The organism is Neoasaia chiangmaiensis, assembly GCF_002005465.1.
Taxonomy (GTDB): Bacteria; Pseudomonadota; Alphaproteobacteria; order Acetobacterales; family Acetobacteraceae; genus Neoasaia; species Neoasaia chiangmaiensis.
This window is the reverse complement of record NZ_CP014691.1, coordinates 2,324,767-2,338,171: the sequence shown is the minus strand read 5'-3', so window position 1 is coordinate 2,338,171 and position 13,405 is coordinate 2,324,767. Positions and strand designations below refer to the sequence as shown.

General features: G+C 63.8%; 14 protein-coding genes. 13 read left to right on the top strand and 1 reads right to left on the bottom strand.

The window, feature by feature from the left end; genetic code table 11:
• Nucleotide 1 precedes the first annotated feature (1 nt).
• The 4 genes from A0U93_RS11325 to A0U93_RS11310 all read left to right on the top strand — a co-directional run bounded on the left by A0U93_RS11325 (nucleotide 2) and on the right by A0U93_RS11310 (nucleotide 4,043).
• Nucleotides 2-1,150 carry a phosphotransferase enzyme family protein gene (locus tag A0U93_RS11325; protein WP_077807440.1) on the top strand — a complete coding sequence of 383 codons (1,149 nt, stop codon included), beginning with the start codon at nucleotides 2-4 and terminating at the stop codon, nucleotides 1,148-1,150.
• An 18-nt stretch (nucleotides 1,151-1,168) separates the two neighbouring features.
• Nucleotides 1,169-1,711, top strand: a complete 543-nt coding sequence (gene pnuC, locus A0U93_RS11320; protein ID WP_077807439.1) for a nicotinamide riboside transporter PnuC — start codon at nucleotides 1,169-1,171, stop codon at nucleotides 1,709-1,711.
• 136 nt (nucleotides 1,712-1,847) lie between these two features.
• On the top strand, nucleotides 1,848-3,164 hold the full coding sequence (locus tag A0U93_RS11315; protein WP_245824846.1) for an FAD/NAD(P)-binding protein: 1,317 nt from the start codon (nucleotides 1,848-1,850) through the stop codon (nucleotides 3,162-3,164).
• 9 nt (nucleotides 3,165-3,173) lie between these two features.
• Nucleotides 3,174-4,043: a LysR family transcriptional regulator gene (locus A0U93_RS11310; RefSeq protein WP_077807437.1), complete on the top strand. Its 870-nt coding sequence runs from the start codon at nucleotides 3,174-3,176 to the stop codon at nucleotides 4,041-4,043.
• 12 nt (nucleotides 4,044-4,055) lie between these two features.
• On the opposite strand, the gene A0U93_RS11305 is transcribed toward A0U93_RS11310, so the two are convergent.
• Nucleotides 4,056-5,126: a glycosyltransferase family 4 protein gene (locus tag A0U93_RS11305; protein WP_077808484.1), complete on the bottom strand. Its 1,071-nt coding sequence runs from the start codon at nucleotides 5,124-5,126 to the stop codon at nucleotides 4,056-4,058.
• A gap of 219 nt (nucleotides 5,127-5,345) precedes the next feature.
• Here A0U93_RS11305 and sdhC point away from each other — a divergent pair, with 219 nt between their 5' ends.
• The 9 genes from sdhC to A0U93_RS11260 all read left to right on the top strand — a co-directional run bounded on the left by sdhC (nucleotide 5,346) and on the right by A0U93_RS11260 (nucleotide 13,295).
• Nucleotides 5,346-5,807 (top strand): succinate dehydrogenase, cytochrome b556 subunit, encoded by a 462-nt coding sequence (gene sdhC / locus A0U93_RS11300; RefSeq protein ID WP_245824844.1) that lies wholly within the window; start codon nucleotides 5,346-5,348, stop codon nucleotides 5,805-5,807.
• Nucleotides 5,804-6,211 (top strand): succinate dehydrogenase, hydrophobic membrane anchor protein, encoded by a 408-nt coding sequence (gene sdhD / locus A0U93_RS11295; RefSeq protein WP_077807436.1) that lies wholly within the window; start codon nucleotides 5,804-5,806, stop codon nucleotides 6,209-6,211. The genes sdhC and sdhD overlap by 4 nt, the downstream gene beginning before the upstream one ends.
• On the top strand, nucleotides 6,208-8,010 hold the full coding sequence (gene sdhA, locus A0U93_RS11290; RefSeq protein ID WP_077807435.1) for a succinate dehydrogenase flavoprotein subunit: 1,803 nt from the start codon (nucleotides 6,208-6,210) through the stop codon (nucleotides 8,008-8,010). The genes sdhD and sdhA overlap by 4 nt, the downstream gene beginning before the upstream one ends.
• Before the next feature lie 12 nt (nucleotides 8,011-8,022).
• On the top strand, nucleotides 8,023-8,802 hold the full coding sequence (locus A0U93_RS11285; protein WP_077807434.1) for a succinate dehydrogenase iron-sulfur subunit: 780 nt from the start codon (nucleotides 8,023-8,025) through the stop codon (nucleotides 8,800-8,802).
• A gap of 67 nt (nucleotides 8,803-8,869) precedes the next feature.
• A complete protein-coding gene (locus A0U93_RS11280) occupies nucleotides 8,870-10,519 on the top strand; it encodes an NAD-dependent malic enzyme (RefSeq protein WP_077807433.1) in 1,650 nt (549 codons plus the stop codon).
• A 4-nt stretch (nucleotides 10,520-10,523) separates the two neighbouring features.
• The gene (locus tag A0U93_RS11275; protein ID WP_077807431.1) at nucleotides 10,524-11,927 is read left to right on the top strand and encodes a class II fumarate hydratase; all 1,404 of its coding nucleotides are present in this window, start codon (nucleotides 10,524-10,526) and stop codon (nucleotides 11,925-11,927) included.
• Between the two features lie 3 nt (nucleotides 11,928-11,930).
• The gene (locus tag A0U93_RS11270) at nucleotides 11,931-12,116 is read left to right on the top strand and encodes a hypothetical protein (protein WP_077807430.1); all 186 of its coding nucleotides are present in this window, start codon (nucleotides 11,931-11,933) and stop codon (nucleotides 12,114-12,116) included.
• A gap of 21 nt (nucleotides 12,117-12,137) precedes the next feature.
• Nucleotides 12,138-12,452, top strand: coding sequence for an antibiotic biosynthesis monooxygenase family protein (locus tag A0U93_RS11265; RefSeq protein WP_077807429.1), 315 nt, complete (start codon nucleotides 12,138-12,140; stop codon nucleotides 12,450-12,452).
• Between the two features lie 63 nt (nucleotides 12,453-12,515).
• The gene (locus A0U93_RS11260; protein ID WP_077808482.1) at nucleotides 12,516-13,295 is read left to right on the top strand and encodes a DeoR/GlpR family DNA-binding transcription regulator; all 780 of its coding nucleotides are present in this window, start codon (nucleotides 12,516-12,518) and stop codon (nucleotides 13,293-13,295) included.
• Nucleotides 13,296-13,405: the final 110 nt, after the last annotated feature.

Sequence of the window (13,405 nt, the reverse complement as noted above, 5' to 3'; positions counted from 1 at the left end):
GATGTCGGCTTCGCTGGGTCAGTTCGGCGTCAGGGGGCTGGAAGCCAGACGCGACTGGCCTCCCATAACAATTGAAGAGGCCAGCCATATTCTGCGTGCTTTCGACGAGGACACGTATGATCTCGCGATTCTGCAACACGGCCGCCGCCCCTTCTCCGCCACCGGCCTGCTAGCCCTGCGCGGCGGGCGGCAGGTCGTGCTCAAACGTCACGACCACCGACTTCGCGACGCAGCGGCCCTCGCCGAAGAACATCGCTTCGCCGCCCATCTGGCCAAGGGCGGTCTTCCTGTCGCCACGCCTCTGCAAACCACGAACGGGCTGGGCGTTATCGCCGAGAACAACTGGACCTATGAGGCGTTCACGCCCCTGCCCGGCCTTGATCGCTATGGCGACGTTCAATCCTGGTCCCCGTTTTCCACAACGGCCGATGCGCACGCGGCAGGCGCAGCTTTGGCCAGACTGCACCGTGCCAGCACCGGTTTCGACCGCCCCGGTCGTTCCGCCCGGCCGCTTATTTCCAGTTGCCGCACCATAACGCAGCCCGATCTGCTCGCCGCCCTGTCGATGTGGATACCGCGGCAACCTGGCCTTACGGCGGCCTTGGCGCAGCGTCCATGGCAAGAGGATATCGCGCGCGACATCGTGCCCCTGCATGCAAGGCTGATCCCTTTGCTAACCGAGATCGTGCCACTCTGGGGACATGGCGACTGGCACGGCTCGAATCTCATCTGGGACGGCGACAATCCTCAGGTGAGCGGGGTTTTCGACTTCGGCATGGCGGATCGCACCTGCGCTGCCTTTGACCTGGCCGTTGCGATCGAACGCAGCATGATCGCATGGCTCAATCCCGATCATGCCGCGCCCGTCGCTTATGACGATCTGACAGCGCTGATTGGCGGATATGGCGGTGTCGCACCGCTGCGTCCCGCCGAGCGCGCGCTTGTCACGGCATTCCTGCCACTCGTCCATGTCGAATTCGCGCTGACGGAGGTCGCGTATTACGCGGCATTACTGGGCGATCCTGCTTCCGCCGACGTCGCATACCACACTTACCTGCTCGGGCACGCACAATGGTTCGCCAGCGCGCAGGGAAAGACGCTGCTGAGGCGATTAAGCGCCATGCTGGACACTTTATGCGCATCCCCCTGAGCCAGCGGAACAGTCGTCGTGTCGTCACCTGAAATCGCCGCCGCCGTCCTCAGCGCGCTCGGGGTCTGGCTGACGGCGCGGCGCTGGCTTGTCTGTTGGCCCGTTTCGTTGCTGGCATCCCTGCTGTACGGCTGGGTCTTCATGACCGCCCGGCTCTATGCCGATATGCTCCTGCAAGCGGTTTTCTGCGCTTTTCTGATCTATGGCTGGCGACACTGGAACGCCTTGCCTGACATCCGCCCCATCGAACCGCCACGACGGACGGCCATCCGGGACATCCTGGCAGGGGCCGTCGGTGCCTTGTGCTGGGGACTGGCGCTGGCGCATTGGACAGATGATCCAGCGCCATTCACCGATGCCGGCCTGAGCGCCTACAGCATCGTCGGCCAGTTCTGGATGGCACGACGCTATCGCGCCTGCTGGCTGCTCTGGATCATCGTCGATGCGCTATACGTCTGGCTGTTCATGACGCGCGCCCTTTATCCAACCGCCGCGCTGTATGCCGGTTTCATCGTGCTGGCCGCTGACGGTTGGCGCGCCTGGCGACGACGCACCATATAACCGTTCGATTCAATCGAATGGTTTCTTCGCATTATTTCGCTCGTTCCACGCGTCGTTCCCGGTCATTCTGAGCGCAGGAACGCAACGAGGTTCGTTATGCCGATCGTCATAATGAACAGCAGAGGAGCGAAAGCTGTTGCAGGATACAGTGCACGAAGTCCCCATCGCCATTATCGGCTGCGGTGCCAGCGGCACGCTGCTGGCATGGAATCTGGCCCGACGGCACGGCATTCGCGCGACAGTCATCGATGCCGCGCGCCAACCTGCCCTGGGGCTGGCCTACGCGACGCCCTGCATGTCCCATCTGCTCAATGTCCGTAGCAGCGGCATGAGTGCGATCGATGGCGAGCCGGACCACTTCATCGACTGGCTACGCAGGAATATCGATCCGCATTCATCTCCCGATGACTTCGCGCCACGCGCGATCTTCGGGCGCTACCTGTCGTCACTCCACAACGAAGCCGCACCCCTGCACCATCATGCCGAGGTTCTCTCCTGTCGGGCCGATAATGGTGACTACCGCCTCGCGCTTTCGGACGGCGCCACCCTGCGCGCGCGGCAGGTCGTTCTGGCAACGGGCAACTTCGATCCACCCCCGCTCCCGGCGGTCGATCCCGCCGCAGGACGCGACGGCATCTATCATCACAACGCCTGGGACCACGCCTTTTACGAGACTGTCGACCCTCAGGCCGCGATCGTTCTGATCGGCACAGGCCTGACGACGGTGGACGTCATCACGCGCCTGCGCGATGCCGGTCATCGCGGCCCCCTGACCGCCCTCTCCCGCCGGGGATGGTTCCCCACACGGCATGCGGACACGCCGCTTCCCAAACACGACCGCCCCGCGGTCGGGTCCGATGCACTGCCGACAGCGCGGGCCTATCTGGCCGCATTCCGAAAGACGTTGAAACATGGCGTCGCACTCCTGCCGGCCATCGACAGCCTTCGCGCCACCAGCAACGATCTATGGCTCAGACTGCCGCCGACCGAGCAAAAACGTTTCCGACGCCATCTGCAACGCCGCTGGGACATCCTCCGCCACCGTATGGCCCCGTCCGTCGCCGATCAGATCGACGCCATGCGCGCGGCCGGAAGGCTGCGTATCGTGAACGGTCATGTGAATCGCATTGCCGTTCACGATGGACAGGCGTGCATCGTCTATCGCGCGGGCGATCGGGAGACGACCCTGCTGGCCGACCATGTCGTGAACTGCACCGGGCCGGACCAGAATTATCGCCGTGTCGCGTCGCCTCTATTCCGCGACCTCATGGATTGCCACCTGATCGCGCCCGGTCCGTTGGGCAACGGGCTGTCCTGCGATGCGGAGGGGCGTCTGTGCGACGGAATGTTTGCCGTGGGACCGGCGCGGCTCGGCACGCTGTTCGAGTCCATCGCCATCCCGGAAATCCGCGCGCAGACTGCGGCGCTGGCTGACCGGCTCGCCCGCGCCTAGATTATGGGGATGACGCTTGAACAACTGCGCATCTTCGTCGCCGTCGCCGAACGCGAACATATCACGCATGCAGCCCAGGCCCTGAACCTCACGCCGTCCAGTGTCAGCCACGCCGTGGCGACACTGGAAAGTCACCTCCGGATCAAGCTGTTCAGCCGTATCGGACGAACCATCGAACTGACCCGCGCGGGACGGATCTTTCACGTGGAAGCCGCCGCCGTTCTGGCGCGCGCGGAGGCCGCGCGGGATCGCCTTCTGGATTTCACCATGTTGCGCACCGGCACGCTGCACCTGCATGCCAGCCAGACGATCGCCGCCTACTGGCTTCCCAAACGACTCAACCTTTTCCGGGCGCAATATCCGGACATCACGCTGACAATCAGCGCCCGAAACACCGCCGAGGTCTGCGCGGCCATACGCGACGGTATCGTCGGACTCGGCCTGATCGAAGGCGAAAGCACCGAACCGACGCTGACCTGCCAGACCGTGGCGGCAGACAGACTGTTGCTGGCGGTGTCTCCGCGTCACCCCTGGGCCAATCGGACGCCCGCACCCCATGAACTCGACACGAGTGAATGGGTCCTGCGCGAAACGGGTTCCGGCACGCGCTCGGCATTCGTCCAGGCCCTGCACGCCATCGGCGTCGACGCCGCAAATCTGCCGATCGCCATGGAATTACCCTCGAACGAGGCCGTGGCAAGCGCCGTGGAAACCGGCGATGCGGCCACCGTTCTTTCCGCCTCCGTGCTGGCGGGACGACTGGAGGCCGGATTGCTGCATCATGTGCCATTCCCGTTGCCTGAGCGACCGTTTCAACTCATCCGTCATCCGGAACGCGAACTGAGCCCCGTTGAGACCGCTTTTCTGACCATCCTGTGATCGGCACGCCGATCAGCCCGAAGCGATACCCAGCAGCGAACGCCATTTCGGCAGAACCGACTCGCGGCTGAAACCTGCCGCCTGTCGTCTCGCCGCATCGGCCATGGCGACGCGGCGCTCATCCGACGCCATCAGGCCCAACAGCGCATCCGCCAACGCCGCGACATCGCCTTCCGGCACGAGAAGACCGGATCGCCCGTCATCGACGATCTCGGCGGGACCCGTTTCGCAATCGAACGCGACCGCCGGAACGCCAAAAGCCGCCGCCTCGAGCAGCACCATCGGCAATCCCTCAAAACGCGACGAGGCCGACAGCAGACCCGCCGTCGACAGCCGCGCCGCGACGTTGTTTTCCGCCGGCGTGACTGTCGCGCGATGCAGGGACGCCGCCTGCGCCTGAAGCGCCGCCCGATCCGGCCCGTCACCCACGATCCGCAGATGCCACGATGCGCCGCGCGGGTCGGCCTCCACACGCGCCCACGCGGCCAGCAATCGATCGAAGCCCTTCTGCTTCGAAAGTCGCCCCAAAGCCAGCACCTCCCGCCCCTCTACACGATAAGGCGTGGCGGATATCGGCGGCGCCATATTGGGAATGCAGGTCATGCGCGCGCGCGGCTGACAACCCTCTTCCCATAACGCGATGTCGCGGTGGGTCAGGACGACGACGTCATCCGCCCAGCGCGCTGCGACCCAGCGACCCCAGCCACGCTTCCGTTTCCCCAGATCGGCACGGAAGTTGAAATGCTCCCAGACCACGCACCGGCATCCGGCCCGGCGCGCGGCCGGAACCGCGTAGAGCGCATGCGTGGATTCCACCACGACCAGCACATCGAGACGCTCGCGCAGGATCCCGTCACGCAACCGCCGCACCAGGCGGGGCCATTGATTCAGCAACGACACATGACGATCGAACAGTGAAACGGTGCGAATGCGGGGGTCGAGACCAAAGGCAGCTGGTCCGCGTGAATGAACCTCGAACAGATGGATATCCGCGCTGTCCGCAAGGCCGTTCATTACGGCGCAAGCGGCGCGTTCCGTACCGCCGAGGGCGTTGATGTGTTGAATGACGAAGCCGATGCGCATGGTTTCCAGCTTGTCGTGAAAACATGCCGGAAATGCAAATGCCAGAAGGGATAAATCCTCTACGAAGTCCGGGACGGGAACCGTGCCGCGCTTGCTGGAAAACAGAGCGGCACAGTCCTGTTTTTTCACACGACTGTGCGCGTGACGCGCTTTGGAAACGGGTCTATTCCAGCATGACAGGCCTGTATTTCCGGCAGGCGGCAGTCGAGGAACACGATCATGGCTTCCGATGGACGCGAAGCGCTCTATCAGGGCGACAATTCGGCGGGGCAATCCATCCGTCGTCCCATGTCGCCACATCTGGGCATCTATCGTTTCCGTCTTTCCATGGTCCTGTCGATCACCAACCGTATGGCCGGCGTTTTCTCGGCACTCGGGACCGGACTGGCCGTGGCCTGGCTCGGCGCGCTGGCGCAGGGCCCCAAACCATTCGCCCGCGCGCAGAAGATGGCCGGGCACCCACTGGGACAACTGGTTTTCGCAGGCTGGAGCGTCGCCACGCTCTATCATCTCGTCGCCAGCGTGCGCCATCTCATCTGGGATAGCGGCGCGCGGTTCGGGAAACGCGAGATCGATGCGGATGGCGTCCGCGCCCTTGGCGCGACATCGGCACTGGCGGGGGGCCTGCTTGGCGGTTTCGCCATCCTGGCGCGCCGCCATCGCAAGGGACAGACATCATGAAGGCACGGTCGGACATGCGCACGCCCCTGGCGCGTGCCCGGGGGCCGGGCGGCCTGCCGGAAGGTGCGGAACACTGGACGGCGGAGCGCGTCTCGGCACTGTTGCTCGGGCCGCTATCCCTCTGGGCCATCGCGCAAATTCTGCGGCTGGCGGGACGTGACCGCGACGAAATCCTGCAATGGGCGGGCAAGCTGCACAACGCCGCACCGCTGGGCGTGCTGATCGGCCTGACGGCACGTCATATGCAACTGGGGCTGGAAGTCGTCGCGACCGATTACGCCCGCGGCTGGCGGCGCGTCTGGCTACGGCTGGCGATCCGCTTCGGCTGCCTGATGCTCGCGGCCTATGGCGGCGTCTCGATCATGAAAATCCTCCAGACGCGCACGCCGGATACGACACGATGAACGCAACGGTTTCGGAACAATATCGCATCGTCGATCATGCTTACGACGTCGTGGTCGTGGGCGCGGGTGGCTCCGGCCTGCGCGCCACGCTTGGCATGGGCGCGAGCGGCCTGCGCACGGCCTGCGTCACCAAGGTGTTCCCGACGCGCAGCCACACCGTGGCGGCACAGGGTGGCATCGGCGCCGCACTGGGCAACATGTCCGAAGACAACTGGCGCTGGCATATGTACGATACCGTCAAAGGGTCGGACTGGCTGGGCGATCAGGACGCCATCGAGTTCATGTGCCGCGAAGCCGAAAGTGCCGTGAAGGAACTCGAACATTTCGGCGTGCCGTTCTCACGCACCGAGGACGGCAAGATCTACCAGCGCCCGTTCGGCGGTCATATGAGCGAATACGGCAAGGCGCCGGTCGCCCGGGCCTGCGCCGCCGCCGACCGCACGGGCCATGCCATCCTCCACACGCTCTATCAGCAATGCCTGAAGCATCGCGTCGAGTTCTTCGTGGAGTATTATGCCCTCGACCTCATCATGGACGACGACGGTCGCTGTCGCGGCGTGATGGCCTGGTGCCTGGACGATGGCACCATTCACCGCTTCAACGCGAAGATGGTGGTGCTCGCGACCGGCGGATACGGGCGCGCTTTCCAGAGCTGCACCTCCGCCCATTCCTGCACGGGCGATGGCGGCGGTCTGGCCATGCGCGCCGGCGTGCCGACGCAGGACATGGAATTCGTGCAGTTCCATCCCACCGGCATTTTCCCCGCCGGCTGCCTGCTGACCGAAGGATGCCGCGGCGAAGGCGGTTATCTGACGAATTCGGATGGCGAACGTTTCATGGAGCGTTACGCGCCGACCGCCAAGGACCTCGCCTCCCGCGATGTCGTCTCGCGCGCCATGACCATCGAGATCAACGAAGGGCGCGGCTGCGGTCCGAACAAGGACCACATCATGCTGCATCTGGAGCATCTGGGCGCCGACCTGCTGCATCAGCGTCTGCCCGGCATCTCGGAGACGGCGCGCATCTTCGCCGGCGTGGACGTCACGAAGGAGCCCGCGCCGGTGTTGCCGACCGTGCATTATAACATGGGTGGCGTGCCGACGAACCTGCACGGGGAGGTTCTGCGCCCGACGGACGATGATCCGGATGCCGTCGTGCCGGGATTGATGGCCGTCGGCGAGGCCGCATGTGTGTCCGTGCATGGCGCCAACCGCCTTGGCACGAACTCGCTGCTCGACCTGATCGTCTTCGGGCGCGCAGCCGGCAAGCGGGCCGCCGAAATCATCGACCCGGACGCACCGGTCCCGCCCCTGCCGAAAGAGGCCGGCGAAAAAATCCTGGCGGATTTCGACCGCCTGCGGAACGCCGATGGCCGATATACCGTGGCGCAGTTGCGCGAGCGCCTGCAACGCATCATGCAGAGTCACGCGGCGGTGTTCCGCAACACGAAGTCGCTCGAGGAAGGCTGCGCCAAGATCCGCGAACTCTGGCAGGACAGCCAGGATATCGCACTTCGCGACCGCTCGCTCATCTGGAACAGCGACCTGATGGAAGCGCTGGAATACGAGAACCTTCTGGCCAATGCGACGGCGACCATCGAAAGCGCGTTCGCACGCCATGAAACGCGCGGCGCCCATGCGCATGACGACTATCCCGAACGCGACGACGAGCACTGGATGAAACACACCGTGTCGTATCTCGATCGCGACGGAAATGTCCGGCTGCTTTATCGCCCCGTCCGGCTTCGGACGCTGACCGACGAGGTCGAGGTTTTTCCGCCCAAGAAACGCGTTTACTGAGGGCCCGCCATCATGGTCGAACTCCGCCTGCCGAAAAACAGCACGGTCCAGCCGGGAAAAACCTTCCCCGCGCCGGATGGCGCAACGCGCACGCGCTCTTTCAGGGTCTATCGCTGGTCCCCGGACGACGACGAGAACCCAAGCATCGACACGTATGTGCTCGATCTGGACGACGTCGGACCGATGGTTCTGGACGCGCTGCTCTACATCAAGGACAAGGTCGACCCCACCCTGACGTTCCGACGCTCCTGTCGCGAGGGCATCTGCGGTTCGTGCTCGATGAACATCGACGGCGAGAACACACTGGCGTGCCTGAAACCGATCGACAGCATCAAGGGCGCGATCCGGATCTATCCGTTGCCGCACATGCCGGTGGTCAAGGATCTGGTGCCGAACCTCAACGGTGCCTATGCGCAGCTCGAGGCGATCGAGCCCTGGCTGAAGAGCGACACACCGCCACCGCCGGATACCGAACGCCGCCAGAGCATCGAGGAACGCGAAAAACTGGATGGCATGTGGGAGTGCATCCTGTGCTTCTGCTGTACCACGTCCTGCCCGTCCTACTGGTGGAACGGCGACAAATATCTCGGCCCGGCTACGTTGCTGGCCGCCAATCGCTGGATCGTGGACAGCCGGGACGACCATACGGCGGAACGTCTCGCCGCGCTGGACGACCCGATGAAACTCTACGCCTGCCGCACCATCATGAACTGCACCCAGACCTGCCCGAAAGGGCTCAACCCCGCCAAGGCCATCGCCAACATTAAGAAGATGCAAGTCGAGCGTGAGTGAACGCTCGGAAACAGTTTGATATATCGCACGTATGGTCTGCAACCTGAACGAACGAGGAGACCCGTCGATGAGCGAACTCAACGTGTTGCTGCGCGGCAAGGCCCTGCTGAGTGAGCCCCTTCTAAACAAGGGGCTGGCATTCTCCGAGGCGGAACGCGATGCTTTCGGATTGCGCGGTCTGCTGCCGCGCAACGTCGAAACGCTGGAAGAGCAGATCGATGCCGCGCTGTCGTTCCTGGACTCACTCTCCACGCCTCTCGCCCGCCACGTGCGCCTGCGCGAAATCCAGGACAGCAACGAGACGCTGTTCTACGCCATTCTGGAACGCGATCTCGAACGCTGCCTGCCGCTGATCTATACGCCGACGGTCGGCGAGGCCTGCCAGAAGTTCTCGCAGATCTGGCAGAAGCCGCGCGGCCTGTTCCTCACCTATCCCGAACGCGACCGCATGGAGGAGCTTCTGGCCGATCCGTCGCTGGACGACGTGCGCGTCATCGTCGTGACGGATGGCGAGCGTATTCTCGGGCTGGGCGATCAGGGCGCCGGCGGCATGGGCATTCCCATCGGCAAGCTGTCGATCTATACCGCCGCCGCGGGAATCGCGCCGGAGCAGACGTTGCCGATCATGCTCGATACCGGCACCAACAATCCCGAACTGCGCGCCAACCCTGAATATATCGGCTGGAAACACGAACGCGTTCGCGGCGCGGAATACGACGCGTTCATCGAACAATTCGTCTCCGCCGTGCAGAAACGCTGGCCCGACATCATCCTGCACTGGGAGGATTTCGCCGGTCCGAATGCCGCGCCGATCCTTGAGCGTTATCAGGAACGCCTGTGCTGCTTCAACGACGACATCCAGGGAACCGCCGCCGTAACCACCGGCGCGATCCTGGCCGCCAATCACGCGCGCAAGGGGCGCCTGCGTGACCACACCGTCGTCATGCTCGGCAGCGGATCGGCGGGCGTCGGCGTTGCGCGGCTCATGTATCGCGTCATGCGCGACGAAGGCGCGAGCGAGGAAGAGGCGCGCGGTCGTTTCTACATGCTCGACAAGGACGGGTTGCTGACGACGAATCGCACGGATCTGGACGACGGTCAGAAACTGTTTGCCCGAAGCGACTGGCAGGACCCGGCGACCGACTTCGAAACCGTCGTCAAGCGGGTCCGGCCGTCGATCCTGATCGGCGTCTCGGGCGTGGCGGGACTGTTCAGCGAAGCGATCGTGCGTGACATGGCCCAACATTGCGAACGGCCGATCATCTTCCCGCTTTCCAATCCGACCTCGCATTCCGAAGCAACGCCCGCCGACCTGATGACATGGACGGACGGGCGCGCGCTGGTCAGCACGGGCAGCCCGTTCCCGCCACTGAAGCGCGACGGCAAGACCCACCGGATCGACCAGACGAACAACGCCTATATCTTCCCCGGCCTGAGCCTCGGCATTCGGGCCAGCGGCGCCACCCGCGCGACAGAAGGCATGTTCATGGCGGCAGCACGCGGTCTGGCCGCGATCTCGCCGCTGAAGGACGATCCTGACGGCAATCTCCTGCCACCGGTGACGGAGATGCGCCGGGTCGCATTCGCGGTGGCGGAAGCCGTCGCCAGCCAGGCACGAAAGGACGGTGTCTGTCCTCATGCCGCAGAGGGCGACTTGCGCGAAAAGATCGAAAGCTTCATCTGGAAACCGGAATATCGCGCCTACCGGAAGGGCTGACATCATGAGCGACACGCGGACCGAAAGCGACGGAATGGGTGAAATCCAGATTCCGGCCGACAAACTCTGGGGCGCGCAGACGCAGCGCTCGCTTCGGTATTTCAGCATCGGCCGTGATCTGATGCCCCGCGAGATGGTCGAGGCGATGACCATCGTCAAACGCGCCAGCGCCGAGGCGAACCGCCTCAGCGGTCGGCTGGGCGAAACGCAGGCCACCGCGATCCTGGCGGTCTGCGACGAGATCCTGGACGGGCAACATGCCGACATGTTCCCGCTGCATGTGTGGATGACCGGCTCCGGCACGCAGTTCAACATGAATGTCAACGAGGTGATCGCCAATCGTGCGGCACAGATCGCCGGAGAGCCACTCGGCGGCAAGAAGCCGGTGCATCCCAACGATCACGTCAACATGTCGCAATCCTCCAACGATGCGTTTCCGACGGCCATGCACATCGCCGCCGCCCTGGGCGTCGAGCGGCGCCTGCTGCCGGCGCTGACGCGTCTGGCCCAGGCACTCGCCGACAAGGCCGAAGAATGGAAGGACATCGTCAAGATCGGCCGCACGCATATGCAGGATGCCGTGCCGATCACGCTCGGGCAGGAATTTCACGGTTATGCGGGCATGCTTCTGGAAAACATCGCCCGCCTGCATCAGGCCCGCGACGGGCTCTATCCGCTTGCACTCGGCGGCACGGCGCTGGGCACCGGGATCAACACGGATGCCGCTTTCGCAGCGCGCGCATGCGGTGAGATCGCACGGCTGACCGGCCTGGGCTTTACCAGCGGAGAAAACAAATTCGCGCTGCAGGGCGCACATGATGCGCTGGTGCATCTATCCGGTGTACTGCGCACGACGGCCGGGGCGCTTTACAAGATCGCCAACGATATCCGCCTGCTCTCCTGCGGCCCGCGCGCGGGCTTCGCGGAGCTTCATCTGCCGGAGAACGAGCCGGGCTCTTCCATCATGCCGGGCAAGGTGAATCCGACCCAGGCCGAAGCCATGGCCATGCTCGCCGTGCAGGTGATGAGCAACGACGTGGCGGTCGGCTTCGGCGGGGCGGGCGGTCTGCTGGACATGAATGTCTACAAACCGTTGATGATCCACAACATCATGCAAAGCATCACGCTCCTGCATGACGGTTGCGAGAACTTCCGCACCTTCATGCTGGAAGGCACCACGCCCAATCGCGCGCGGATCGAGCGATACGTCGCGGAATCGGTAATGCTGGTGACAGCCCTCGCGCCCACGATCGGCTACGATACAGCCTCCAGGGTGGCGCATTACGCGATGGACCATGATTGCACGCTGCGGGAGGCGGCCCTGACCCTGAAGGCGATCTCGCCGGAGGATTTCGACCGGCTGGTGGACGCGCGCGCCATGGTGCAACCCAACATCGCGGCCCGCTAGGCCATGCAGCGCCATCCAAAAGCGATACGCCGTCTCGTTCCGCTCGTCGCGCTCGCGGCGGTCGTCCCGAATATCGTATCCCGGAGCGCTCCTCTGCCCGATGCCGCGAAAGGCCTGATCGTCGGCGTGATGATCGGCCTCGCCATCCTGGGCTTGCTTCGCCCATGTCGGATGAGAGCTGATATCTGACGACAACAGGAGAAAACGGCCATGTATATTGCCATGAACCGCTTCAGGGTCCGTCCCGACTGCGAAGAAGCCTTCCAGCAGCGCTGGCTCGAACGTGAGGTCCTGCTGAAAACCGTTCCCGGCTTCGTCAGCTTCCAGTTCCTGAAAGGCCCGACGCGCGAGGATCATGTTCTCTACGCGTCGCATACGGTCTGGGCCTCGCATCAGGCGTTTGTCGACTGGACCCAGTCCGAGCCGTTTCGCACCGCCCATGCGGGCGCGGGCCAGGGCAAGCCCCTGACCGTCGGACCGCCGGTTTTTGAAGGGTTCGAGGTACTCCAGAACGTCGAACCATAAGAGACCCGGCAACGAGAAGCGGCGTCATTGACCACGAGCACGGCGAGCGGCATCAACGTTTCCATGCCGACACAGAATCTCCCCACGACGCCACGTCATCGCAAAATCCTGATGCTCGTGCAGACGCGCGGCTACATGTCCAACGAGGACCTCGCCCAGCAACTGGACGTCGCGGTGCAGACAATCCGGCGCGACGTCAATCTGCTGGCGAACCAGGGTTATCTGGCGCGCCATCATGGCGGCGCGGGGCTGCCATCCTCGATCGAGAACATCGCTTATGACGAGCGTCAGGTACTCAACCAGCGCGCCAAGGATGCCATCGGCCGCGTGGCGGCGGAACTTGTGCCGAACCGGTCCACGATCTTCATCAATATCGGCACCACCACGGAGTCGTTCGCACGCGCGCTGAATGAGCATCGCGATCTGCGGGTCGTGACAAACAACCTGCATGTCGCCTCGATCCTGTCACGTCGGACGGATTTCAGGACTGTCGTCGCCGGCGGCAGCATCCGGCCGGCCGATGGCGGAATCGTCGGCGCGAGCGCCATTGAGTCGCTCGAATCTTTCCGCGCTGAATTCGGGGTCATCGGCATCAGCGGCATCGAGGAGGATGGCACGCTTCTCGATTTCGACCTCGATGAAATCCAGTGCGCGCGGGCCATCATCCGCCATTCCCGGCGTGTGATCCTTCTGGCCGATCATACCAAATTCGGGCGTCACCCCATGGGACGCGTGGGCGACCTCTCGGACATCGACGATTTCGTCACCGATCAGGCACCATCGCCGGAATTTCAGGCACGCATGGCTGCGGCCAACGTCACGCTTCACGTCGCCCGCCCGTAACACCTCTTGTTAACTTCAGAACACGAAAGCGTGAAATCCGCGCATTTATGTTCGTTTTTGCTCGATATGATTGAAGAAACCGCGCATAAGGTTCGCATACGAACTTTTGT